The organism is Caulobacter flavus (assembly GCF_003722335.1).
In the GTDB taxonomy this organism is placed as follows: Bacteria; Pseudomonadota; Alphaproteobacteria; order Caulobacterales; family Caulobacteraceae; genus Caulobacter; species Caulobacter flavus.
Genome location: NZ_CP026100.1, coordinates 4578750 through 4593277 on the forward strand (window position 1 = coordinate 4578750; position 14528 = coordinate 4593277).

A 14528-nucleotide genomic window follows, 5' to 3' on the forward strand; every position below is an offset into this window, starting at 1 on the left:
GGAGCGCTCATAGCGCACCCTCGGGGCAAAAGCAAAAATCGTGCGGGAAACGATCGTATTCTAGCCGATCGAGGAAATTTCGACCAACTCGTCATTGTATTCGCCGCTCGATAGACGAACCGCCGCGCAGGCGACGACGGCCAGGGCGCCGACGGCGATCCACCATTCCTGCCAGACGCCGAAGCTGAGGGCCCCGATCACCAGGTAGCTCGTCAGGGCCGCGCCGGTCATCGCCGCCGCGCCGCGGTCGGTCTCGGCCGTTCGGGTGACGCCATGCGCCAGCCAGCAGAAGAAGGCCCCGGCCAGGGCCGCGCCGACCGCGCCCAGTTCGAGCCACAGCTGAAGCTGGGCGTTGTGGGTGTGCAGCGGGATGGCGTCGCCGAAGGTGCGGCTGGCGTCGAGGCCCCAGCCCCGGAACGGATGATCCTGGACGTGGTCGGCGGTGAAGGCCCAGATGTTGAGCCGCGCGTCCCAGGACGGCGGCACCAGGCCGTGCAGCCAGCCCCAGAAACCGGCCTGGATCGCCCAGAGCACGGCGATCGGGGCGAACACGAACGGGATGGCCACGGCCAGGGTCAGCAGGCGTCCGCCGACCTTGCCCAGACCCTTGATCATCAGCCAGACCGCGCCGCCCGCCGCGAGGGCCACCAGGCACGAGTCGGCGCTCGACAGCAGCGAGGCCATCAGCACGCCGACCAGAAGCAGGACCACGCTCGCCCGCTTTCCCCGTCGCAGCAGAGCCGCCGCCGCCGGCCAGAACATCACGGCCATCACGTAGCAGCCGATGGAGATCTTGACCTTGGCCAGGTCGGGCCGGATCGGATCGCCGGTCAGCACCCGAAATTTCTGGAACATGGCCGCGCCGGTCAGGGCGTCGAGGCCGACGAAGACGGCCAGTGCCAGCACGCCGAACCCCATCACCGTCGCGACGCGATCGGCCCCGCGCGCCGAAAGGCGCAGGGCCGCGGCGACCGCGGCGCCGTAGAGGGCCAGCTGCAGGAACAGCTTCACGGCCGTCACCTTCTCGACGTCGCCGTAGTCCTTGAGGCTGCCCGCCGGCGGGGCCGCCGGGCTCCACGTCATGCTGACGGCCGCCCAGATCGCGAGCAGCAGGAGGATCAGCGCCGGGGCGGTCGGCGTCCTGGGACGGCCCATTACCGGCAGCACCAGAAGGCCTGCCAGCGCCATCAGCGGCGCGAAGCCCAGCTGGGCGAGATAACCCAGCAGCGGGGTCATCACGAAGACGAAGACCATGACCCCCGTCAGCCAGGGCGTGCCCTTCTCCGAACCGGCGGAGGTCGTGGTCATACGCCGCCCACCTCGGCCGGGACGTACTTCTCGCGCATTGTCACCAGTTCCTCGGCCAGGGTCGGGTGCACCGCGCAGGTGGAATCCCACTGCGGCTTGGTGACGCCCATCTTCACGGCGATGGCGGCCATCTGGATGATCTCGGGCGCGTCGGGGCCGACCACGTGCACGCCGACGACCTGCTCGTTGTCCTGCCGGACCACCAGCTTGATCAGCGCCCGCTCCTGCCCGCCGTAGAAGGTGACCTTCATCGGCCGGAAGACGGCGCGATAGATGTCGACCTTGCCGAAGGCGTGGCGGGCTTCGGCCTCGCTCATGCCCACCGCGCCGATCGGCGGCTGCGAGAACACCGCCGAGGCGACGAGGTCGTGATCGAAGCTGGTGGGGTTGCCGTAGAACTCGGTCTGGGCGAAGGCCGCGCCCTCGCGGATCGCCACCGGCGTCAGGTTGATGCGGTCGGTGACGTCGCCGACGGCCCAGATGCTGTCGACGTTGGTCTTCGAATGGGCGTCGACGGCGATCGCGCCCTTGTCGTTCAGCTTCACCCCGGCGTTCTCGAGGCCCAGGCCTTCGACGTAGGGGTCGCGGCCGGTGGCGAACAGGACGACGTCGCTCTCGAAGGTCAGGTTGTTGTTGAAGGTGCTGACGAGGCCGGCGTCGGTCTTCTCGATCGACTTGTGCGAGCAACCCAGCACGACCTTGATCCCGCGCTTCTCCATCTCGTCGGCGAGGTGGGCGCGAACGTCGTCGTCGAAGCCGCGCAGGATGTTGGAGCCGCGATAGCAGAGCGTGGTCTCGACGCCGAGGCCGGCATAGATACCCGCGAACTCCACGGCGATGTAGCCGCCGCCCACCACCAGCACCCGCTTGGGCAGGGTCGGCAGGTGGAAGGCCTCGTCCGAAGTGATGCCGTGCTCGGCGCCCTCGAACTCCGGGCGCACCGGGCGGCCGCCGGTGGCGACAAGGATACGCTTGGCGGTGTAGCGGCCCGCGTCGCCCTCCGAGCCTTCCTTGGGCAGCACCTCGACGGTGTGGGCGTCGAGGATGCGGGCCTTGCCGTGCAGCAGGTGGGCGCCAGCCTTTCGCAGGTTGGTGACGTAGATGCCCGACAGCCGCGCGATCTCGACGTCCTTGTCGTGCAGGAAGGTCTTCCAGTCGAAGCTGGCCTCGCCGATCGTCCAGCCATAGCCCTTGGCTGTCTTCAGCTGGCTGGAGACCTCGCTGGCGTAGACCATGAACTTCTTGGGCACGCAGCCGCGCACCACGCAGGTGCCGCCGACCCGATACTCCTCGGCCACGGCCACCTTGGCGCCCGACAGGGCCGCCAGCCGCGCGGCGCGCACGCCGCCCGAGCCAGCGCCGATGACGAAGAGGTCGAAGTCGTACTCAGCCATCATCGGCTCCGGATCAAAGCGAACTTAAAGCGACGGGATCGGGATATGGGATCAAGGCAGAAGCTTGACCACCCCTTCGTCGGTTCCGACCAGGGCCTCGTCGGCCAGGTCGAGGAACAGGCCGTGGTCGACGACGCCGGTGACGGTCTTCAGGGCCTGGGCCAGGGCGGCCGGATCGGCGATCGCGCCTGACGCCATGTCGTAGATCACGTTGCCGCCGTCGGTGACGACGACGCCGCGGTCGGCCATGCGCAGGCGCGGCGGCGGCAGGTCGAACTCGGCGGCGATGTCGGCCAGCCGGCGGCCGGTGTGCGAATGGCCGAAACGCACGACCTCGATCGGCAGCGGGAACTTGCCCAGCACCTTCACGTGCTTGGCGGCGTCGGCGATGACCACGCAGCGCCTGGAGGCTTCCCAGACCAGCTTCTCGCGCAGCAGGGCCGCGCCGCCGCCCTTGATCAGGGACAGGCCCGGGCCGATCTCGTCGGCGCCGTCGACGGTCAGGTCGATCGACATGACGTCGTCCAGGGCCACCAGCGGAATGCCGAGCTCGCGAGCCAGGCTGGCGGTCGCCTCGGAGGTCGGCACGCCGCGGATGTCGAGCTTGCGGGCGGCCAGCGCCTTGACGAACCAGGCGGCGGTCGAGCCGGTGCCCAGGCCCACGACCATGCCCGGCTCCACCAGCAGGGCGGCGGCTTCGCCCGAAGCCTTCTTCTGTGCGTCGGCGCTCATGCCTTCTTGTCCTTCTTGGCCTGTTTCAGGGCGCGGAACTTGGCCGCCCACCCGGTCTTGATGGTCTGCGCCGCGCGACTCAGGGCCAGGTCGCCGGCCGGCACGTCGGCGGTGATCACCGAGCCCGAACCGGTCATGGCGCCGTCGCCGACGCGAACCGGCGCGACCAGGGCCGAGTTCGATCCGATGAAGGCGCCCGCGCCGACATGGGTCTCGAACTTCTCGAACCCGTCGTAATTGCAGAAGATTGTGCCCGCGCCGATGTTGGCCTTCGGGCCGACGCTGCCGTCGCCCAGATAGGAAAGGTGGTTGGCCTTGGCGCCGGCGCCGACCTTGACCTTCTTGACCTCGACGAAGTTGCCGATGTGAGCCTCGGCGCCGATCTCAGCGCCTGGACGCAGGCGGGCGTACGGACCGATCAGAGCACCCTCCCCGACGCTGGCGCCTTCCAGGTGGCTGAAGGCCTTGATCACCGCGCCCGAGGCGACGCTGACCCCGGCGCCGAACACCACGAACTGCTCGACGGTGACGCCGGCCGCGATGCTGGTGTCCCACGACAGGTGGACGGTCTCGGGCGCGGGCATGGTCACGCCCTCGGTCATCAGGGCCGCGCGGCGGCCGGCCTGCCAGACAGCCTCGGCGGCCGCCAGCTCGGCCTGGGAATTGACGCCCTGCACGGCCGCCTCCGGCGCGAAGGTGGCGCGGGTGGCCAGCTTGCGGTCGTGGGCGATGCCGACGATGTCGGTGAGGTAGTACTCGCCCTTGGCGTTGTCGTTGCCGACGGCGGCCAGCAGGTCGAACAGCTGGGCGCGGTCGGCGGCCAGCACGCCCGAATTGCAGTGCTTGAGGGCCAGGACCGCGGGCTCGGCGTCCTTGGCCTCGACGATGCGCAGCAGAACCTGGCCCGGCGCCAGCACCAGGCGGCCGTAAGCGCCAGGGTCGGCGGCCTCGAAGCCCAGCACCGCCACGTCGGCGCCGGCGGCGCGCAGGTCGAACAGCGGGGCGATCACCGGCGCGGTCAGCAGCGGGCAGTCTGCATAGGTGACGACGACGTCGCCGTCGAAGTCGGCCAGCGCTTCCCTCGCCGCCAGCACGGCGTGACCGGTGCCCAGCGGCGGATCCTGCACGACGGTGGCGTTCGGCCCCAGGCGCTTGCGGGCGTGTTCGCCGACCTGCGGGCTGTGGGCGCCCACGACGACCACGATGCGCTCGCAGCCCAGGGCTTCGGCGGCGTCGATCGCATGGTCGAGCATGGGCCGGCCGCCGACCTTGTGCAGCACCTTGGGCGTCGGCGACTTCATCCGGGTGCCCTGGCCCGCGGCCAGGATCACCGCCGCGCGCGGACGAGAGAGGGCGGTCGTGGTCATGACCCGGGCGACTCCGAAGCGAACCAAAGTTGCATTAGCCGCGCCTTTAGCCGAAAGGCCAGAGCATGTCTCTTTCGCACGCCCAAGAACTCGTCCTGCGGGACAGCACGATCGCCTTCGATCTCGACGGCACCCTGGTCGACACCGCGCCGGACCTCGTGGGCGCGCTGAACACCATCCTCGCCGAGGAGGGCCTGCCCGCCCTGCCCTTCGACGACGTGCGCAAGATGGTCGGTCGCGGGGCCAAGGCGCTGCTGGAGCGCGGTTTCGCCGCCGCCGGCGCGCCGCTGGACGCCGATCGCGCGCCCAGGCTGGTCGAGCGTTTCATCGCCATCTACCTGGGCCGCATCGCCCACGAGAGCGCGCCGTTCGAAGGCGTGGTCGAGACGCTGGCGGCGCTGAAGGCGGCCGGCGCCCGGCTCGTCGTCTGCACCAACAAGCTGACGCACCTGTCAGTGGCCCTGCTGGACGCCGTCGACCTGACGCGATTCTTCGACGCCGTGGTCGGAGCCGACGACGCTCCCGCTCCCAAGCCCGACCCGCGCCACGTGCTGGCGGCGATCGCGGCGGTGGGCGGTGACCCGGCCCGCGCGGTGATGGTCGGCGACAGCATCAACGACGTGCTCAGCGCCAAGGCCGCCAAGGTCCCGGCCCTGCTGGTCTCGTTCGGCTACACCGAAGCCCCGGTCGAGACCCTCGGCGGAGATCTGTTGATAGATCGCTTTTCCGAGGTCCCTGAGGCCGCAATCTCGCTTTTGACCTCTTGCGGCGCGGAAAAGAGCGGTCTATAGCCCCCTTCCTCTCGCGGCGGGGACTTCTTCGGAAGGCCTGGCCCACACGGCGGATGCTTAGCTCAGCGGGAGAGCACCTCGTTCACACCGAGGGGGTCGCAGGTTCAATCCCTGCAGCATCCACCATCACTTCTTCAACAAAATCAGCTAATTACAAGCTCGCCGAAGCGCGAACGGAAGCGCCTCACGGGCATTTTCCGCTCAAAAACGGCGTGCTTGCCAGTTACTTGCCAGAATGGCCTCGGCGTTCCTGAGCGGAGCGGCTAGCTCCCTGATCCGCGGTCGCTAACGGCCCAAGCTTGCGATCCAGGCGCGTCCCCAACGCATCGCCCTGCACGATCCAGAAATATTTTCGGCCAACGCCATCCGGCGTCCGCGCCTGGAACGTCTCGACCAGAGTAAACTGGAGACGCTCTGCGTGACGAAGCCAACGCCCAATGCCGTCGATGTTCATGTCGGCGCGCGCATCCGCCAGCGCCGCCTGCTGGCCGACAAGAGCCAGGACGTGCTGGCCCACGCGATCGGCGTCACCTTCCAGCAGGTCCAGAAGTACGAGCGCGGCGCCAACCGCATCAGCGCCTCCAGGATCTACGCGGTCGCCTGCGCCCTCGGCACGCCTGTTAGCTGGTTCTTCGAGGGGCTGACCGGTGACGCCGCAGATCAAGCGGCGATCACGCGCGACCTGACCGTCGACAGCTTCCTCTCGTCACGGGAGGGGCGGAGCCTGGCCCTTCACTTTCAGGCGCTGAAGCCCAGACATCGACGTCAGCTGGCCGCCCTGGTGGCGGCAATGGCCGAGGGCTCCGACCAGCAAGCCGCCTAGCGAATGGCGGCGTCATCGCTGTCGGGGGACGCAAGGATGGACTCCACATCCGAGGGCGCACGTCGAAGGGCGGTAAGCGATCGCATCGACATTCACGACGCCAAACTGCAGGCGGCGGCGGTTCGCGCGAATGGGCGAATCCAAGACATCCTGCAGGTGCTCCACATCGCCAAGACGACGTTCAGCCAGCGCCTTTCCCGCCTTCGCGTCGCGGGCCGGGCAAGAACCATCACCACGATCAATCCACTGAGCGGCGGCCGCCCTCACCAATTCACGGCCTGGGTGAAGCTGGGCGTCCTTACGCTGGAAACCATCGCGCGCTTTGAGGACGGATTGATCGACGACTGCGCCGTCTTCGCCGCCCAACGTGTGGCCGGCGACGTCGACTATCGGCTGTCCACGTTTCATGCCTCGCCTGGCGACGCTGCCGCCTGGCTCGCGGCGATACGCGCCAACCCCAATGTCGCCAGGGCCATCCACGCGCCCGTCCGCCACCTCTTCGGACACGGCCTGGAAGGCGTGGTCCTCACCCCACCTGTCAAACAGAGAGGCCGCCGCGCCCGGAGCGCGGCGGCCAAAGGCAGTCAGACAGTTCGGCCTTCGGGATGACGCCGCTCAGCCGCCCCGTGGGCGTCGATTTCGATTGAAGCCGCGATCCGACCCCATGAAATGGGCGAGCATGGGCGGGATCAGTTTGGCCGGCTCTACGGTCTTGCCGCCGTGCTCGGCCGCCATCGCCTTGGCGTATTCGAGAAGCTCCCGGTGCAACGCCGCCGGCAGATCCAGGGTGAGCTTGACGGGGGTGTCGTCCTCGATCGGCCCAAGCTTCAATTTGCTCATGGCCGGACCCCTTCGTCATAGGGTTCGAGCACCAGGTCCTTGGAGAGCAGGACCCGCAGCGTGGCGCCGGGCCGGATGGTCAGGGTCGGCGTCAGCGCCAAGCTCTTGCCGACGGCCTGCTGGCCGGCGTCGCTGGCCGCGCCGCTGACGCCCCGGCGCACCGCGCGGGTGAGATCATCGTCGCTGCTCGAACCGGCTTCGGAGCCGACCGAGATGACGGTGCTGAGCGCCGCGGCGGCCCAGATGCGCCCCCAGTGGCGATCCACCCCGTCCTGCAGGCCGGCCATGCCTTGAGGATCGGCGGCCGGCAGCTTGTCTAGCACGATCGAGCGGCCTGAAGGAAGGATCAGTCGGATCCAGGCCACGCCAAGCCGGCTTTGGCCATCAACCGTGGCGGTGTCGTACTGACCGATGAGCCGCGATCCCGAAGGGATAAGGCGGTGGCCTCCGCCCAAGCTGTCATAAACGTCCTGGGTGACCTGAGCGATCGCCAGCCCGGCCGCGTCGGAGCGCAATCCGGTCACCAAGGCCGCCGGAATGATCGCCCCGGCCTGAAGGACGTAGGGCGAAGCCGGCGGCTGTAGCCGTTCGGAGCTCGTGGTCCTGGGATCGGCCTGAGGGGAAGGCGCAGCTGCGCCCGTGCTCGAGCCCGCGGCGATTGAGGCCTGGGGACTTGCGGCCGTCGACGTGTCCACTTTCAGGAACAGCCCGCTGGCCCTGGCTGACCGCAAGGCGGCTTGCCGCATCTCCAGATCGGGATCGGCGGCTCTGACCGGTATAGCCGCTGGGGCGGGCGAAGGTGACGGGAGCTGCGAGACGGCCTCATCCGACCTGGCGCTGAGGATCGGCCGCCCCAGGTCCCCGGGCAAGGGCGGTCCAAGGACCGGGGTGTCGCCCCGCGTCAGATAGTCCTTGGGCAGGGAGGACAGCTTCTCGGGCGGCGCTGGCGGCGCAGCTGGCGGCGCCGGCGGCGGCGCCTTGGGCTTGGCCATAAGCGACCAGCCGATCGCTCCGGCGAGCCCAATCGACAGCACGGCGCTGACGGCGATCAGCGCCGGACGCGAAACACGGGCCACGGGTCCGGCGGAGCCGCGCAGGCGCAGACGCTTGGCGATGGCCTCGCGCTCGGGATTGGGAGGCGTCGCAGTCATCGCGCGGCCTCCTTGCTCGGCAGGCGCTCGATCCGCACACGCCGCGCCAGCTCGCGAAGACCCAGCCGCAGTTCCAGCCGCTCGGCTAGCCGATCGACGATGAGCACGCGCCCCTCGACGCGATAGTTGACCAGCTCGGAGGTCTTGCCGTCGGCGCCTACGGCGAAGAGCGGCGGCAGGTCGGCCATTGAGACCGCGGGCCTGAAGGCGATGAAGATCGCCTTGCCATCGTCCCAGACCCGTTCGGGCCGAAGCCGCGCCCAGCCCGAGATCCGGTAGCCGTAATTGAGGACGACCGGGACGGCCGGCGATGGCGCGATGGAGCTGGCCGCAACCAGCGTCGCCGCGGCCCTTGGCGCTGCGGGCGGCTTGGGGTAGCGCCAGCGGACTTGGCTGAGGAAGCCGCGGCTCGAGGCGCGCACGTCGATCAGATAGGTGCGCCGGTCAGTATTGATCACCAGGTTGGTAGAGAGGTTCGCCGCCGTTGGCTTGACCAGGACATGGACGCGGCGTCCCTCCCCCTCCCCGCTTGCGGTATCACCGATGATCCAGCGGGCGGTGTCGCCGGCGGCGATCGGGTTGTTGGCCGCCAGGGCCTCGCCCGGTTCCAGCACGATGTCTGTGATGCGACCGGGCGCGGCGACCAGCGGATAGATTCCGGCCGGATCGAACGGATACTCGACCGGCGGGCTCGATTGCGGCTCGGCTGCGGGCCGGGCGGCGTGAGCGGCCGAAGCCATGGCCATGACGGCCAGGGCCAGGACAAGACGGGTCATTGGACGTACTCCCGCGACCAGTTGATGGCCGTGATCTTCAGGCCAAGGCCGTTAGCCAGGACTTCCTGATCGGTGGTGGGTTTGTGGATCTCCACGGTCAGCAGCGCGGTCCAACGCTCGGTGGCCTGAAGCTTGCCGTCGGCATAGCGCCGCTCGGTCCAGGTCGCTCGGAAGCTCTTGGGCGACTCCCGCAGCACGCTGACGATGTCTACATCGACAGGGGAGCGGCCGATCTGGGCCTTCAGGTCGCTGGTGGCGGCGTACTGGGTGATGAAGTTGGCCGCATCACCGACGACATAGGCGTAGGCTCGATCCCAGGCCTTGCCGACCACCACCCCGTCGCTGGACACCGACCGAACGTCCTTGATGAAGCGCCCCAGGCTGGAGCGGATCTCGAAGTCGGTCGGCGTGTAGCCCTTGGTAGCGGGTCCGACGGCCTGGACTTGGCCCAGGCGATCGACCTGCACGACCCACGGCGTGACCGTGCCTTGCGCGGCCAGCCAGGCCAGGGCGCCGGCCAGCCCCCCGCTGAGGCCAAGCAGCCCGAGCGCCATCAGGCGCCAGTTGGCGGCTTGGACGCGGGCCGAGCCGATGCGGTCGTCCCAGGCTTGGGCGGCGCGCTGGTAGGGAGTCTCTGGCGGCGGCGTGCGGGCATATCGCGGCGCGCCCTTGAACGGGTTCATGGATCAAGTCTCCGAAAGCGAAGGGGAAGCGCCGGCGCTGTGGTCGTCGCCACTGGCCAGGCCGTGCGCCACCAGGCTCGCGCCATGGGCCAGGTCCTGGCGTTTCTTGAGGTCGCGGGCCCATTGCGGCGCCTCGTCGGCCGAGGCGCCCAGACCGGGGGCTGACGCCGGCGCGGTCGGCGCCCCGCCGCCGCCCGAGCCGCCCTGCCCGCCTGCAGCGGACGAGGATCCCCCCGAAGCGCCGGGCGTGGCCGCGGCAGAGCCGGACGGCGGCGAGGATGGCGAGGAAGGTGACGACGGCGAACCGGAAGGTCCGGGCGGCGGAGTAGGCGATGGTCCGCCCATGCCGCCGGCCGATCCGCCTGCTCCGCCGGCCATGGCCGCCCGGGCGGCAAGACCCGCACCCGCGCCTGTCGCCATCTGGGCGGCGGCGACACCGGCCACGGCCATGCCGCCGACGGTGAGCCCCGTGCCGACCGCCGCGCCCGCGCCCAGTTGCGGCGCACCGGAGATCAGACCCGACGCCATGGCCGGGCAGAAGATCGACAGGCCCAGCAGCACCATGCTCGCGAGGATCAGGGCCAGGAGCTGGTCGAGCGTCGGCTGACCATAGGTCCAGGTGGCCGTCATCTGTTGGAAGATCGTCGCGCCGATGCCGACGACCGCGGCCAGGGCCATGACCTTGACGCCGGTCGCCAGGACCTCGCCCAGCACCTTTTCGGCCAGGAAGGCGGTGCGCCCGAACAGGCCGAACGGCACGAGCACGAAGCCCATCAGGGTCGCCAGCTTGAACTCAATGAGGACGACGAAGACCTGCACCGCGACGATGAAGAACGCCACGATCACCAGGACGAAGGCCAGGAGCAGGACGACGATCTGGACGAGGTTTTCGAAGACGCCCGGCCAGCCGGAAAGATCGGCCGCCGCCTCCAAGAGAGGCTTGCCGGCCGAAACGCCCAGCGCCGCCAGCTTGCCTGGCCGCAGCATCTCTTCGGCCGAGACCCCGGCGCCGGCCGCTGTCAGTCCAAGCTTGGTGAAGCTGGTCAGGACGATGGTCGAGAGGGCTTGGAAATTTCCGATGAGGTAGGCGAAGAACCCGACATAGATCACCTTGCGGATCAGCCGGGCCAGGACGTCCTCGCCCGAAGCCAGGCTCCACATGAGGGCCGCCAGGGTGACGTCGATGGCCAGCAGCAGGTTGGCCAGGGCGCCGACATGCGGTCCCAGCAGGCCAAAGCCGCTATCGATATAATTGGAGAAGGTGTCGAAGAAGGTGTCGACGAAGCCGGTGTCGTTCATGCCGCCGGCCTCCCGAAAAAGCGAGCGCGTGCGCCGCGCCAAGCCGCCTGGCAGCGCTCGTCCTGGGCGGCAGCCTCCCCCGCGTTGCGGCAGCGGGCGAGATCGGCGTCCACTGTGCGCTGGACCGCAGACTTGGCCTTTGGCGTGGCCCTGCTGGCGGCTTGGCCGGCCATCGCCGCGGCGATCAGGACCATCCAGGCGGCCAGACTCCAGGCGATCACCGGCCTCATTGGCTCTTGCCCATGAAGCGGGCGAACCTTGCCTTGGCGTCCGCACGGGCCGCGGCCCGATCGGCCGCCTCAAGCGCTTCGGCCCGGCCTTGCGCGGCGATGACCGCTGTCAGCTGCTGCAGTTGCTGGGCTTGAAGCGCAAGGAGCTGGTTGCCGGCCTGGGCCGCCGCCAGGGCGCCGCTTGCGCCTTGGCTGGCCTCGACCAGCGCGGCCATCTGGGTGGAGTCGGCGTCGAGGCTGGCGACGATGCCGGCCTGGACCTTCAGCGCGTCCTCGAAGCTGGCCACCGAGGTCGCCCAGCGGCTGTCGGCCCGGGCGACGAGATCGGCGTTCGAGGTCGAAAGGCTGACCGACCCATAGTTCTGAGTGAACGCCTTCTGGATATCGGCGACGTCGTAGGCCAGCTTCTGGGCCTCGGCGAGGAGCGCCTTGGTCCGGGCGACCTGGGCCTGCAGCACCGAAAGAGTCGAGTAGGGCAGGCTCGCCAGGTTCTTGGCCTGGGCGATCAGCATCTGCGCCTCGTTCTGAAGCGAGGTGATCTGGTTGTTGACCTGCTGCAAGGCGCGTGCGGCCTGCAGGACGTTCTGGACGTAGTTGGTGGGATCCCAGACCGCCAGTTGGGCCAGGACCGGCCCGGCCGGAGCGGCAAGGACAAGGCTCATCGCCATGAGCAGGCGTCGTCGCTGAGGGATCATCGATCAATCTCCGCTAAGCTTGAGGTTAGGAAGGAGGTCGGCGGCCCAGCCAAGGCCCCGGGCGCGTAGCCAGGCCTGTGCGAACCCTTCGCGCGGATGCTCCGCCAGGATCGCGGCCATCACGGCTTGATCGGACTTGGACGCGGCGCCGACGAAGGCCAGGGCGACAGGGCCCAGTCCCAGCTCAAAGAGCCGCTCGCCGGCCCGGGACTGGACGTAGTAGTCGCGCTTGGGCGCGGCGCGGGCGATCAGCTCGGTCTGGCGGGCGTTGAGGCCAAACCGGTGGTAGGCTGCGGCCCCGACCGGATCGAGCGCCCAGGCGTTGGGCAGGAAGATCCGTGTCAGGCAGAGCTCGATGACCGCATGGGCCACGGCGCTCCGCTCGATCTGGACCAGAGACAGGGTCGTCAGAACGACCGAGCCGTTCTTCTTGCGAACCGTGCCCAGCCAGGTCTGCAGTTGGGCGCCGAACGCCGGGTCGTCGAGCGCCAGCCAGCCTTCGTCGATCAGGATCAGGGTCGGCGCGCCGTCGAGGCGACGTTCGATACGGTGGAAGAGATAGGCCAGCACCGCCGGCGCGGCGGTCGTGCCCAGCAGTCCTTCCGTCTCGAAGGCCTCGATCGGCTCATCGTCGAGCCACTCGTGGTCGGCGTCCAGGAGCCGGCCCCAGGGGCCGCCCAGGCAATACGGGGCCAGGGCGCGCTTGAGCTCCAGGCTGGCAAGCAAGGCGCACAGGCCCGTGAGCGTCCGCTCCTCGTCGGGGGCGCTGGCCAGGCTCGCCAGAGCCGACCACAGGTGCTCGCGCTCGGTCGGCCCGACGCTGACGCCCTCGCGCGCCAGGATCGCCGCCAGCCAGCCGGCCGCCCAGATTCGCTCGCTCTCCTCGTCGATCCGGGCCAGGGGCTGCAGGGCCACCGCCGGCCGGCCGCTCTCGCGCAACACCCCGCCAAGATCGTGGAAGGCCCCGCCCATGCCGAGCGCCGCCGCCCGAATGGACGCGCCGAAGTCGAAGGCGAAAACCCGGGCGCCCGGATAGCGACGAAACTGCAGCGCCATCAGCGCCAGCAGCGTGCTCTTGCCAGCGCCCGTGGGCCCCACGATCAGGGTGTGTCCGACATCGCCGACATGTAGCGAAAGCCGAAAGGGCGTGGAGCCCTCGGTCCGGGCCATCAGCAGGGGCGGACCGTCCAGGTGCGCGTTGCGCTCGGGCCCGGCCCAAACCGCCGATAGCGGCGCCATGTGGGCTAGATTCAGCGACGAAAGCGGCGGCTGGCGGACGTTGGCGTAAGGGTTGCCCGGCAAAGTCCCAAGCCAGGCCTCGACCGCGCCCACCCGCTCGCGGATGACGGTGAAGTCCCGGGCGGCGATGACCTTCTCGGCCAGGGCCAGCTTGGCGTCGGCGCGCGCCGGATCCTCGTCCCAGACCACGACATTGGCCGTGACATAGGCGTAGGCGACCGCGTCCTCGCCCAGGTCCTGCAAGGCCTGATCCGCCTCCTGAGCCTTGTTTGACGCGTCGTTGTCGACCAGGGCGGCCGGCTGCTGGGTCAGGGCCTCCTGCAGGAGCGCGAAGATGGACTTGCGCTTGGCGAACCACTGCCGCCGGATCTTGGTCAGCAGGCCCTGGGCCTCGGTTTTGTCCAGGAAGATCGCCCGGCTGGTCCAGCGATAGGCGATGGCCAGGCGATTGAGCTCGTCCAGGAGCCCGGGGGTGGTCCGGCTTGGAAACCCGACGAGGGTCAAAACGCGCAGATGCGCGCCGCCAAGACGCGGCTCCAGGCCGCCATCGAGGGACTCGCTGGCCAGCAGCGCGTCCAGATGCATGGGGGTGTCGGGAACAGCGAGCCCCTGGCGGCGCGTGGAGACCGCGCCATGCAGGAAGGTCAAAGTTTCCGCGTCATCGAGCCAGAGGGCCTTGGGCATCAGGCCTTCTATGAGGGCCAGCACCCGGTTGGTGCGCTCGACGAAGCCGGCCAGTTCGGACCGCCAATCGGCGCCCTCGCCGCTTCGCCCCTCGATGAAGAGGTCCGCCAGGCGTCCGGTGCGCTCGGGCGGCGGCAGATAGAGCAGCGTCAGGTAGTAGCGGCTCTCGAAATGCGCGCCCTCCTCCTGGAAAGCAGCGCGTCGCTCGATATCGACCAGCGCCGAGACCCCGTCGGGAAAGACGCTTTCGGGATAGTCCTGGGCCGGATCGCGGCGGGCCTCGACGAACATGGCCCAGCCCGAGCCCAGCCGGCGCAGGACATTGTTGATCCGAGCCGCGACCACGGCGACCTCTTCAGGACTGGCGGAGTCCAGATCCGGCCCGCGAAACTCGGCGGTACGCTGGAAGGAGCCGTCCTTGTTCAGCACCACGCCAGGCGCGACCAGGGCCGCCCAGGGCAGGTAGTCGACGAGCCTCTCGGGGCGATTGGCATATTCACGGAGGTCGAGCATGGC

Annotated in this window: 15 protein-coding genes and 1 tRNA gene; 4 read left to right on the forward strand and 12 right to left on the reverse strand. The window is 69.3% G+C overall.

Annotated elements, in window-relative coordinates; translation table 11 throughout:
* Positions 1-60 precede the first annotated feature (60 nt).
* Genes C1707_RS20855 through glmU form a run of 4 tightly spaced genes read right to left on the reverse strand, consistent with a single transcriptional unit; the run spans position 61 to position 4801 of the window.
* On the reverse strand, positions 61-1308 hold the full coding sequence (locus C1707_RS20855) for an O-antigen ligase family protein (RefSeq protein ID WP_101714733.1): 1248 nt from the start codon (positions 1306-1308) through the stop codon (positions 61-63).
* The gene (gor, locus tag C1707_RS20860; protein ID WP_101714835.1) at positions 1305-2702 is read right to left on the reverse strand and encodes a glutathione-disulfide reductase; all 1398 of its coding nucleotides are present in this window, start codon (positions 2700-2702) and stop codon (positions 1305-1307) included. The genes C1707_RS20855 and gor overlap by 4 nt, the downstream gene beginning before the upstream one ends.
* A 51-nt stretch (positions 2703-2753) precedes the next feature.
* A complete protein-coding gene (rpiA, locus tag C1707_RS20865; RefSeq protein ID WP_101714732.1) occupies positions 2754-3434 on the reverse strand; it encodes a ribose-5-phosphate isomerase RpiA in 681 nt (226 codons plus the stop codon).
* Positions 3431-4801, reverse strand: a complete 1371-nt coding sequence (gene glmU / locus C1707_RS20870; RefSeq protein WP_101714731.1) for a bifunctional UDP-N-acetylglucosamine diphosphorylase/glucosamine-1-phosphate N-acetyltransferase GlmU — start codon at positions 4799-4801, stop codon at positions 3431-3433. Before glmU ends, rpiA begins: the two co-directional genes overlap by 4 nt.
* A 65-nt stretch (positions 4802-4866) precedes the next feature.
* Here glmU and gph point away from each other — a divergent pair, with 65 nt between their 5' ends.
* The 4 genes from gph to C1707_RS20890 all read left to right on the forward strand — a co-directional run bounded on the left by gph (position 4867) and on the right by C1707_RS20890 (position 7024).
* On the forward strand, positions 4867-5592 hold the full coding sequence (gene gph / locus C1707_RS20875) for a phosphoglycolate phosphatase (protein WP_101714730.1): 726 nt from the start codon (positions 4867-4869) through the stop codon (positions 5590-5592).
* A gap of 51 nt (positions 5593-5643) precedes the next feature.
* Positions 5644-5718: transfer RNA gene (locus C1707_RS20880), tRNA-Val, on the forward strand.
* 292 nt (positions 5719-6010) lie between these two features.
* Complete coding sequence (locus tag C1707_RS20885) at positions 6011-6415, forward strand: helix-turn-helix domain-containing protein (protein WP_101714729.1); 405 nt, start codon at positions 6011-6013, stop codon at positions 6413-6415.
* A gap of 36 nt (positions 6416-6451) precedes the next feature.
* Complete coding sequence (locus C1707_RS20890; protein WP_145998470.1) at positions 6452-7024, forward strand: hypothetical protein; 573 nt, start codon at positions 6452-6454, stop codon at positions 7022-7024.
* A 6-nt stretch (positions 7025-7030) separates the two neighbouring features.
* On the opposite strand, the gene C1707_RS20895 is transcribed toward C1707_RS20890, so the two are convergent.
* Genes C1707_RS20895 through trbE form a run of 8 tightly spaced genes read right to left on the reverse strand, consistent with a single transcriptional unit; the run spans position 7031 to position 14525 of the window.
* Positions 7031-7255 (reverse strand): DUF2274 domain-containing protein, encoded by a 225-nt coding sequence (locus C1707_RS20895; protein WP_101714727.1) that lies wholly within the window; start codon positions 7253-7255, stop codon positions 7031-7033.
* Positions 7252-8406 (reverse strand): TraB/TrbI/VirB10 family type IV secretion system protein, encoded by a 1155-nt coding sequence (locus tag C1707_RS20900; protein WP_101714726.1) that lies wholly within the window; start codon positions 8404-8406, stop codon positions 7252-7254. Before C1707_RS20900 ends, C1707_RS20895 begins: the two co-directional genes overlap by 4 nt.
* Entirely contained in the window at positions 8403-9182 is a 780-nt protein-coding gene (trbG, locus tag C1707_RS20905; RefSeq protein WP_101714725.1) for a P-type conjugative transfer protein TrbG, read from the reverse strand. The genes C1707_RS20900 and trbG overlap by 4 nt, the downstream gene beginning before the upstream one ends.
* Positions 9179-9865, reverse strand: coding sequence for a conjugal transfer protein TrbF (trbF, locus tag C1707_RS20910; protein ID WP_101714724.1), 687 nt, complete (start codon positions 9863-9865; stop codon positions 9179-9181). The genes trbG and trbF overlap by 4 nt, the downstream gene beginning before the upstream one ends.
* Positions 9866-9868: 3 nt before the next feature.
* On the reverse strand, positions 9869-11164 hold the full coding sequence (gene trbL, locus C1707_RS20915; protein WP_101714723.1) for a P-type conjugative transfer protein TrbL: 1296 nt from the start codon (positions 11162-11164) through the stop codon (positions 9869-9871).
* On the reverse strand, positions 11161-11394 hold the full coding sequence (gene trbK-alt, locus C1707_RS20920; RefSeq protein WP_101714722.1) for a putative entry exclusion protein TrbK-alt: 234 nt from the start codon (positions 11392-11394) through the stop codon (positions 11161-11163). The genes trbL and trbK-alt overlap by 4 nt, the downstream gene beginning before the upstream one ends.
* On the reverse strand, positions 11391-12089 hold the full coding sequence (gene trbJ, locus C1707_RS20925; protein ID WP_101714721.1) for a P-type conjugative transfer protein TrbJ: 699 nt from the start codon (positions 12087-12089) through the stop codon (positions 11391-11393). The genes trbK-alt and trbJ overlap by 4 nt, the downstream gene beginning before the upstream one ends.
* A 3-nt stretch (positions 12090-12092) precedes the next feature.
* Positions 12093-14525 carry a conjugal transfer protein TrbE gene (gene trbE / locus C1707_RS20930; RefSeq protein WP_101714720.1) on the reverse strand — a complete coding sequence of 811 codons (2433 nt, stop codon included), beginning with the start codon at positions 14523-14525 and terminating at the stop codon, positions 12093-12095.
* Between the last annotated feature and the right edge of the window lie 3 nt (positions 14526-14528).